Here is a 9434-nt window from a genome sequence, read left to right on the forward strand (position 1 = left end):
CATAAAAGAGGGTGCGCCATAGACTTATGACACACCCTCCTCTTTTCTCTTATGGAATGTGGAAGCCTACCCCCTTTAATGTCCGTTTTCAAAACTGATACTGTCCCCATGAGATAGGGGGCAGGTCGGTGAAAAACGTTGAAAAATCGCCTAGAAATATCTCTTCTTCATTTTCTTCAAGAAATCCTTGGTGATAGGGAAGCCGGAGGCATCACCTATTACGGAGTCGGTATAACAGAAGGGACATTCGGCTGTAGGCGGCTCATCAGGGAGGTAATTTTAAGAATTTGTGAAAGTCAATCGTAATCCATCGGCTACCCCCCCCTCAGTGTCAGGAAATCACCCATTCCAGAGTATTCACCTCGTCTTTGATAGAGAAGTTCAAGCCCACCTTCACCACCTTCTTGCCGCTCATCTTGAAAGCATCGGCATAATGCCTTGCCTCTATCTGGGCGAGAGCCTCCTCGGCACTCTTGTTGAATTTCAGTTCCATCACATAGATGGTGTCGGCAGTCTCCATCGTGATGTCGATTCTCCCTTTAGCCGTGTGCTGCTCCACAATAATATTGTAGTCAGTAAGCAAGGCAAAGATGATATAAAGCATCTGCTGGTAATGCCCCTCGTAATTGGTGTTGTCGCAATATGGAATGGTTTCCAGGAAATCAGCCAGCATTTGCAGGGCTTCATCCATTTTACCACTATTAATATAGGAAGAAATGTCTGCTATCACAACCCTACCCATATCTATTCCCGATCCAAGGTAGCCCGGCAACAAACTGTCGAACAGTCCCACCTCAATCTCCTTGTTAGGAAAGTCGAGCGTATAAACATCTATCTTCTTTTCGTAGTCCTTGATGGTGAGATAGCCACTCTGATACAGCAGAGGAGTGAGCGAAGTCATTCTTTCCGTTGCAGCGTCAAAGGAGGCAGCCTTAGCCCTCACTCGCCCCAACTGCGATGGCAACACATGAAACTCCCTCATTTTTTCAATCAGATAAGTAGGTGTACCGGATCCAAACCAATAAGCCTTCAGCTTGCCATCAGCAAAGCAATTGAGCAAGCTGTAAGGATTGAAGACATCAGGCGATGGCCATGTGAAGTGATAACCATCATAATGGTCTTTGAGTTCCTGGATAGTCTCCTCCCTGCTCAGTTCCAGATGCTCGGCAAGAGCGTCGATGTCATCACTCATCTGGGTCAGCAGTTCCTCCTTGGTGATGCCACAGATGCCGGCATAAGGCTCGTCCATGCTCACATTCTTGATGTTGTTCAGCTCGCTGAAGATGCTGAGCTGCGAAAACTTCGTGATGCCCGTCATAAAGACAAATCGAAGCATAGACTCGTTTCCCTTCAGAGGACTATAGAAGTTGCGCATTGTGTTACGGAGCTCATCTAGTTTTTCCTTTTCATGCGCCACATCCAGCAGCGGAGCATCATATTCATCAATGAGCACCACCACCTGCTTGCCAGTCTTCTGATAAACGGCATTTATCAAATCGTCAAGTCGAATATTAACATCTATTTTATTGCTCATGCAATCGAACCTTGCCTCTTGCTTTTCAATAATATCCAACAAATAACGATTCAGCTGCTCCTTCTCCATGTGCTTACCCTTGCTCAGGTCGAAGTGCAGAACAGGATAAGTATTCCACTCCTTCTCTAGCTTCTCGATGGCAAGCCCCTCAAAGAGTTCCTTCTTTCCTTCGAAATAACTTTGGAAGGTGGAAACCAGCAGCGACTTGCCGAAACGGCGTGGGCGACTCAAGAAGAAATACTTTCCATCGGTATGTGTCATACGATAGATGTATTCCGTCTTGTCGATATAGAGGTTGTCCAACTTGCGGATTTCCTCAAATGTCTGAATTCCTATAGGATATAATTTTCTTGCCATTGCGTCATCGAATTAATTCATTTGCAAAGCTACAACAAAAAAATGATACCACCAAACTTTTATGAGGGAAAAGTTCTATTTTTTACGTGGTGTGGTTTAACGATTTTGGTTGACCACTTATTATCTTATTTATAAGACGAGTTGACTCGGTTAATACTTATTTATAAAACCAGTTGACTAGTTAAAACTTAGTCATACTTTTTGTTGACTAGTTTTGCTCTTAGTCATATCGAAAATGCACCTGATTATATATAGGGAAAACAGTTGCTGCAAACCACCTCTCTTTTCTCTCATAGAATGTGGAAGCCTATCCCCTTTAATGTCCGTTTTCAAAACTGATACTGTCCCCATGTGATAGGGGAGGAAGATGGGGGGATGAACTCCTTTGAGAAGTGTTAACGAATCTAACTCGTAGTTTCTTGGGTGACAACTCAATGTTTTGTGCCGCATCACTCAATGTTTTCTTATCAATAACTCTTCGTTTAAATGATGGAATCACATGGGGGCAGTTTCAGTTTTTCAAATGGACATTAAACTATAGGGTAGAGATAGGTAAGATTTATTAAGGTTGTTAAAATGTAAAGATATTAATCTTCTTTGCGCTTCTCTTTCATATATAGGATGAGGGTGCGCCATAGACTTATGACACACCCTCAATTATAATAGATTTTGCTTTCATCAGAAAATATCTGAATGTGAATTAGAGTGGATACTCCTCGAAAGCATAGAGTACAGTGCTTAAATAACGCTCGCCTGTATCTGGCAAGAGGGCTACAATCTTCTTGCCCTTGTTCTCAGGACGCTTCGCAATCTCGGTGGCTGCAAAGGCGGCAGCACCTGATGAGATTCCTACCAAGAGGCCCTCGGTCTGAGCCAGGTCACGACCTGCCTTGATTGCATCATCGTTCTGAATATCCAATACCTCATCGATATATTCTGAAGAGTAGGTCTCTGGAATGAAACCGGCACCGATGCCCTGAATCTTGTGAGGACCGCTCTGTCCGCCGTTCAATACAGGCGATGTGGCAGGTTCTACGGCAATCACCTTCACGTTTGGATTCTGCTCTTTCAGGTACTTGGCGATACCCGAAATGGTTCCACCTGTTCCTACACCGGCTATGAAGATATCAATCTCGCCATCGGTATCAGCCCAGATTTCTGGTCCTGTTGTGGCATAGTGCTTGGCAGGATTGGCTGGGTTGGTAAACTGTCCCAGAATCACGGAACCCGGAATGGAATCGCGGAGCTCCTCGGCAGCCTTGATGGCACCAGGCATTCCGTCCTTACCGCTGGTCAATCTCACTTCTGCACCGTAAGCCTTCACCAGGTTTCTGCGCTCCACACTCATGGTTTCTGGCATGGTGAGGATGAGGTGATAGCCCTTTACGGCTGATACCAGAGCCAGACCTACACCCGTGTTACCGCTGGTTGGTTCAATGATGGTGGCACCTGGTTTCAAGATGCCCTTCTGCTCAGCGTCTTCGATCATCGCAAGTGCGATACGATCCTTTACGCTTCCGCCAGGATTGAAGAATTCTACCTTAGCAATCACAGGAGTCTCCAAACCCTTGGATGCTGAATACTTATCCAATTCTACCAATGGGGTCTTACCGATTAAATCAGTAATCTGCTTATATATCTTTGCCATAACTGTACTCTAATTTAAATCATTAATATTTTTACTTTACGTAGGTAAATGCCTCATCGAGTGCCTCAATCAGGTCGTCGATGTTCTCGATACCGATGCTCAGGCGAACGGTAGAAGGATAGATGTGCTGCTCCTCCAATTCCTCTGGGCTTAACTGAGAGTGGGTGGTTGTTGCTGGGTGAATAACCAGTGACTTCACGTCGGCTACGTTAGCCAGCAAAGAGAAGATGCGCAGGTGGTCGATGAACTCCCATGCCTCTTTCTCGCCGCCCTTGATATCGAAGGTGAAGATAGAACCACCGCCGTTAGGGAAGAGCTTCTTGTAAAGTTCGTGGTCTGGATGAGAAGGAACGGCTGGGTGATTAACCTTAGCCACCTTAGGGTTATTCTCCAGATACTCTACCACCTTTAATGCATTCTGAACGTGACGCTCTACACGGAGGCTCAATGTCTCCAAGCCCTGAAGAAGAATCCAGGCGTTGAATGGAGAGATGGTTGCACCGGTATCACGAAGGATGACCGCACGGATTCGGGTTACGAAGGCTGCTGCTCCGGCTACATCTGCGAATACGGCACCATGATAAGATGGGTCTGGCTTGGCGAGAGTAGGGAACTTGTCGGCATTTGCCTTCCAGTCGAACTTACCGCCATCTACGATGACACCACCGAGAGATGAACCGTGACCGCCGATGAACTTGGTAGCAGAGTGAACCACGATATCTGCTCCGTGCTCGATAGGACGGATGAGGTATGGGGTGCCGAAGGTGTTATCGATAATCAATGGGATGTTGTGGCGATGAGCAATCTCTGCCAACTTATCGATATCGGTTACATCTGAGTTAGGATTTCCGAAGGTCTCTGCATAGAGTGCCTTGGTATTGTCCTGGATAGCAGCCTCTACCTGCTCGAAGTTGCGAGGATCCACGATGGTGTAGCTTACACCCTGTGTGGATAATGTATGAGTGATGAGGTTATAAGTACCACCATAGATGTTGTCGGCAGCTACGATGTGGTCGCCATTCTGAAGGATGTTCTGCAGAGCGTAGGTAACGGCGGCAGCACCAGAAGCGACAGCCAAACCTGCTACACCACCCTCGAGGGCAGCTACACGGTCTTCGAATACACCCTGAGTAGAGTTGGTCAAGCGACCATAGATGTTACCTGCGTCACGGAGTCCGAATCTATCGGCAGCGTGCTGAGAGTTGCGGAACACGTAACTTGTGGTCTGGTAGATAGGCACCGCACGGGCGTCGGTAGCTGGATCTGGATTTTCCTGACCTACATGCAACTGAAGTGTCTCAAAGCGAAGTTTCTTTTCTGTACTCATAATCTATGTCCTTTCTTTAATTTTACGTTAATATTCAATCTTATTCATTTATATAAATTGTCGCCCAGAAATCAGATTGATGTTCTTTCTCTGAAAGACATTCTGATGTCCTTCTGAAAGTCATCATGCTGTTTGTTCTGATTGACGCTGCAAAGGTACGGCGATTTTCTGGATTCTGAAATAGCATATGAGTAGTATTCCTGCTACCACGTTTGTGGTATTCGGACATTTTTTTCGATTTTTTGAGAGAAATTACAGTCTAAATCCTAAGCCGATGGTCATCGGGTAGCACTCGGGAGCCTTGGTCTTGTTGAGCAGTGGGGTTACTCCAGCACGGGCGTAGAGCATCACTCCTGAGTAGCCGGCACGGGCTTCCAGGTTCAGGCCGATAGGGTTGAGGTTGATATCGCCCGTTTCGGTATGCTTGTGCTTTCCGATGAAGTAGCGGGAATGCTCGTGCCAGCGGTATTCTACTGATGGACCTAAAGCCAGGAATGCATCATGGGATCCTATGCGCTTCTGCCACTCCAGCATGATAGGCAGGCGGAGCACATTGTAGCTGATATAGCTTTTCTTCAGCGTTTCGCCTTCTATCGGAGTCATTGCCGATACCCCGTTTTCGGTACTTAATACATAATTGTCCTTGAAATGGTGGTGTACCTGTCCGATGGAGAGAGAGGAGGTGAGCGCCATTTCGTTGGAAAGGCGGAAGCAGAGACTGGTGAGGGTGATGCCCCATTCCCACGACTTGGAGTCGCGACTGTGCATCTCGTTGTTGCCTCCCATGCTTCCCCTGCTGCCTGGCAACTGGCTGCAGCCGAAGAAGAAGGTTGGATAATGACTCTCCAGACTGCGCTTGCGCTTGCTCAAAGTCTGAGGGATGAATGGTGAGGTGACAAATACCTTTTCTACTTCCTGACCATCTACGAATTGGGTTTCGGAAATCTTGGTCATCTCGTTGCCGTTCATCTTATATATCTTCACAGAAGTCTGTTCACCATCCTGCTTGATGACGATGTTCTGGTCGTTCACTCTGATTGTGGTGTCGTTAGCCTCTACCGAGGCTGGTGTACTGTTGCTGTTGGTTTCAGCAAGGGCGAAGGCTGGCATCATGGCAGCCATCATCATTACGTTTTTGATATTCATAATACTATATTTTATGTTGTTTCTTATTCTTATTGAGAAGATTCCAGAAGGAAAATGCTGTTTCTATCTTCTGGAATAGCAGAGTTTCATGATATCTTCGGGCGACAGGTCGCCTTCTATATAAATCACGGTTCCCTTGCTTTTACTCGGGTTACTGAAGAGGATGAAGCGGTTGTCGCCATTGCTCAAGGGTGTCATCATGTAATAGCCGCTCACCATCTTGCCATTTTCCACCACCTCTCTGATCTTTTTCGCAGCTTTGCGGTCGGACTTCAGATAGTGGGCTATTTCCGTGGCATGGTTCTTATATACCAGGCTCTTGTATATCTTGAGCCTGTAACCTTTGAGTTGCGCATTCTGCATCGTAACCATCTTGCATCCCTTGGCGTGTCCGAAGCGTTGGAATATACTTTTTACGTATAGTCCCTCCTGGGCATTAGCCGAAATCGAGGCTACCACGATAAGAAGCAGTCCGATGAAGAAGCGTTTTATCAAGTTGCATCGTTTCATATTCTATACCTTATTATATATATTATACTTTATAGTTTGATTGATTGTTTCATCTAAAAGATGAATTTATTGTTTCATCATATCCAGGGCACTGAATGGATCTTCGGAATCTGCCGAAACATCTTCCAGGGCATCCAGGGCTTCGTTATGAACGAACTCCTGGTCGGTATAAACCTTTCCATCGATAACCGCATAACATTCAGGCTGAGGCTGGGCAATCTTCTGGATGCCCACAATCAGGAATGCGATGATAGCGGCGGCTGCCACAGAAGTGCCGAAATATTTGAGCCATCTGCTGCGAGAAGCTTCCTTCTTTGGGATTTCTTCCTTCTCGATATCTTTTTTTTCGAAATCCTCCTCCTTCTCTTCTTCTTTTAGAATTTGAGAAAGATTCATCTGTTCGAATCCGATATAGCTGAAGAGGGCGCGATAGGATTCCCATTCTTCCGGAATATCATTGGCATGCTCTTCGAAATATTTTCTGAGCGTTGCCTCTTCCTCATTGGATGTGGCACCATCCATATACTTGTCGAGCAAGTCCTGTATCGTCTTGAATTCATTGATACCCTTGAATTCATCGATTCTTTTTATTTTATCGTTCATCTTCTTTCCTCCTTTTTTATTTTGTTCTGTTTTGTTTCACGATATTCATATAGGTCTCTCTGATTTTGAGTCGGGCTCTGGAGAGATTCTTTCGGAGATTATCGGCAGTACATCCCGTTATCTGCATGATTTCATCGGCAGTATAGCCTTCTATCTCCTTCATGCGGAATATCTGCTGCTGCAAGGGCGGGAGCTGTGCCACTATCTGCTTGATGAGATTTACCTCGTCCCGTTGCTCTGCCCGCCGGTCTTCTATGGATACTTCCATCACCCTGTCGGTGGTGAAGTTCCGCTCCTCATGCCTGCACTGGTCATAAAACTTGTTGCGCATGATGGTGATGGCGAGCGCCTTGAGGTTATCTTCTGCCTTGATATTCTGGCGCATGTCCCACAGCCTGAGCATGACTTCCTGCACGAGGTCTTCGGCATTGTCGTCACTCTCAGTCAACCTTAGCGCATACGCTTTCAGGTCGCTGCGCATCGGTAGGATGATATGGTTGAATTCTTCTGTTCTCATAACCTTAACACTCTATAGACGTATGAAATTGAAAAATCGGACATCTAAGAAGAGATTTTTTTCAAAAAATGCTTTCTTTTTTCAAAGAAAAATGTTATTTTTGCAGTCATAAACATAAAATTTAGCAATCGAAAACATTAAAAAACTGAATGGCTTATGGCATCTGTAGTTTCTATTATTCCCATCGTGTTGCTGTTCATCCTGATGCTCGGCTTCAAGATGGCAGGTCATAAAAGCGCCTTGCTGACGCTCGTAATTACCGTGTTGCTCGCTCTCTTCGCTGCTTCGCCGCTAGGCATGATTGCCCCGGAACATGCGGAGGACAGCGTGATCGCCCTGACGGGATGGGCGGTGGTGGAAGGCATCCTGAAGGCGGTATTCCCGATTCTCATCATCATCCTGATGGCTATCTATAGCTATAATATCCTCGTGGAAAGCAAGCAGATAGAGGTGATCAAGAGGCAGTTTACATCGATTACCGATGATAAGGGACTGCTCGTGCTGCTCCTCGTATGGGGATTCGGCGGACTGCTCGAAGGTATGGCGGGCTTCGGAACGGCGGTGGCGATACCTGCTGCCATCCTCATCGGACTCGGCTTCAAACCGATGTTCTCGGCTCTGGTTTCCTTGATTGGTAATACCGTGGCTACGGGATTTGGTGCCGTAGGCGTGCCGGTTACTACGCTCTGTAACGAGGTGGCTGAAAGTGGATCGGCTTCGGCGGCACAGATTTGCGAGACTTCGGCATTCGCCATTATCCAACTGGCACCTCTTTTTATCATCCTGCCTTTCATCATCCTGACGCTTACCGATAAGCACAATCTTATCAAGAATCTCATCATCGCCCTCTGGGTGGGAGTGATTTCCGTGGTAGTGCAGTTTGTCTGCGGCTATTATCTCGGTTCGGAGACACCAGCCATCATCGGTTCTCTGGCTGCCATTATCGCCATCATCGCATACGCCAAGGTATTTGCCAGAAAGAGCAAGGTGCAGGATAAGGAAATCTTTACGCTTGCCGAGAGCCTGAAGGCATGGAGCGTTTACCTCTTTATATTGATATTCATCCTGGTTTCCGGCGCACTCTGTCCTCCGGTCAATGCTTTCCTCAAAAGTCATCTGGTGAGTGCGGTTCATCTGCCTGTGCTCGATAGCACCTTTAAGTTTGGCTGGATTTCCAATGCGGGCCTGATGCTCTTCCTGGGTGCTACGATAGGTGGATTGATACAGGGATTGAGCCTCAAACGATTGATGGTGCTCCTTGCCCGTACCACGGTGAATCTGCGCAAGACGGTGGTGACCATCTGTTCGCTGATAGCCCTGGCGAGCGTGATGAACTATTCGGGAATGATTACTGCCATCGCCTCCGGACTGGTGGCAGTAACGGGAGATTACTATCCTCTGGTAGCGCCGATGATTGGTGCCATCGGAACCTTCGTAACGGGTTCTGATACCTCTTCGAATATCCTCTTTGCCAAGCTCCAGGCTCATGTTGCCAACCAGTTGGGTATGACGGGGCAGAGCACATTCTTCGGTCTGGAGGGCGGTCAGGAAAACTGGCTGGTTGCTGCCAACACCACGGGAGCCACTGGTGGCAAGATGATCAGTCCGCAGAGTATCGCCATTGCTACTGCAGCCTGCGATATGGAGGGAAAGGATGGAGAGATTCTCCGTTCGGCCATCCCATACGCCCTGCTGTATATCGTATTGGGCGGACTGATGGTTTACTTCGGTTGTTGATCTTCTTTTCTTATATAAAAAAGAGGGTGTGTCATAAGTCCATGGCGCACCCTTT

8 protein-coding genes are annotated in these 9434 nt (G+C 46.9%); 1 reads left to right on the forward strand and 7 read right to left on the reverse strand.

The window, feature by feature from the left end; translation table 11 throughout:
* Nucleotides 1-331: 331 nt before the first annotated feature.
* The 7 genes from DWV53_RS14375 to DWV53_RS14405 all read right to left on the reverse strand — a co-directional run bounded on the left by DWV53_RS14375 (nt 332) and on the right by DWV53_RS14405 (nt 7642).
* Nucleotides 332-1891: an ATP-binding protein gene (locus DWV53_RS14375; RefSeq protein ID WP_118155278.1), complete on the reverse strand. Its 1560-nt coding sequence runs from the start codon at nt 1889-1891 to the stop codon at nt 332-334.
* Nucleotides 1892-2591: 700 nt separating this feature from the next.
* Nucleotides 2592-3539, reverse strand: a complete 948-nt coding sequence (gene cysK / locus DWV53_RS14380) for a cysteine synthase A (protein ID WP_118155280.1) — start codon at nt 3537-3539, stop codon at nt 2592-2594.
* 31 nt (nt 3540-3570) lie between these two features.
* Nucleotides 3571-4866, reverse strand: coding sequence for an O-acetylhomoserine aminocarboxypropyltransferase/cysteine synthase family protein (locus DWV53_RS14385; protein ID WP_006849406.1), 1296 nt, complete (start codon nt 4864-4866; stop codon nt 3571-3573).
* Between the two features lie 252 nt (nt 4867-5118).
* Entirely contained in the window at nt 5119-6012 is an 894-nt protein-coding gene (locus DWV53_RS14390) for a hypothetical protein (protein ID WP_118155282.1), read from the reverse strand.
* 63 nt (nt 6013-6075) lie between these two features.
* Nucleotides 6076-6522, reverse strand: a complete 447-nt coding sequence (locus DWV53_RS14395; RefSeq protein WP_118139644.1) for a DUF6108 family protein — start codon at nt 6520-6522, stop codon at nt 6076-6078.
* Nucleotides 6523-6588: 66 nt separating this feature from the next.
* Nucleotides 6589-7125, reverse strand: a complete 537-nt coding sequence (locus tag DWV53_RS14400) for a hypothetical protein (RefSeq protein WP_118139645.1) — start codon at nt 7123-7125, stop codon at nt 6589-6591.
* Between the two features lie 16 nt (nt 7126-7141).
* A complete protein-coding gene (locus DWV53_RS14405) occupies nt 7142-7642 on the reverse strand; it encodes an RNA polymerase sigma factor (RefSeq protein WP_118139646.1) in 501 nt (166 codons plus the stop codon).
* Nucleotides 7643-7798: 156 nt separating this feature from the next.
* On the opposite strand from DWV53_RS14405, the gene DWV53_RS14410 reads away from it, so the two are divergent.
* The gene (locus tag DWV53_RS14410) at nt 7799-9379 is read left to right on the forward strand and encodes an L-lactate permease (RefSeq protein ID WP_118155284.1); all 1581 of its coding nucleotides are present in this window, start codon (nt 7799-7801) and stop codon (nt 9377-9379) included.
* Nucleotides 9380-9434 lie beyond the last annotated feature (55 nt).

Origin of the sequence: Segatella copri, assembly GCF_003465495.1 — a bacterium.
GTDB classification, from domain to species: domain Bacteria; phylum Bacteroidota; class Bacteroidia; order Bacteroidales; family Bacteroidaceae; genus Prevotella; species Prevotella copri_G.